Here is a 279-nt window from a genome sequence, read left to right as displayed (position 1 = left end):
GTAATAACCGCGCATGCGTTGATTGCTACCGAGCAGCGGCATCATGCTCCACGGCACTGCTCCCTGGGTAAACGTGCCATCCGCCTCCCATGCCAGCACGCTTTTATCGTCCAGCGAGAGGTAACGGCTGTAATGCAACTGGTATTCATCAAACCGGGTATCGCTCCCCACCTCAGGAGTAAAGCGGGTGTAGCGCACATCGGCATACTGCCCTTTACGCGGATTGGGTACGAAATCACGATCGTCCCAGCTCAGTTCCACGCTACTCCCGGAACTGAG

1 protein-coding gene is annotated in these 279 nt (G+C 56.6%); it reads right to left on the bottom strand.

Annotated elements, in window-relative coordinates:
• Positions 1-279 (bottom strand): BamA/TamA family outer membrane protein (locus tag FDX22_RS20355; protein WP_146717691.1); only part of this gene is annotated, 279 nt, incomplete at both ends.

The organism is Citrobacter sp. TBCS-14 (assembly GCF_005280805.1).
GTDB classification, from domain to species: Bacteria; Pseudomonadota; Gammaproteobacteria; order Enterobacterales; family Enterobacteriaceae; genus Citrobacter; species Citrobacter gillenii.
Note: the sequence above shows the minus strand (reverse complement) of the source record. Positions and strands in the feature narration are given on the sequence as shown.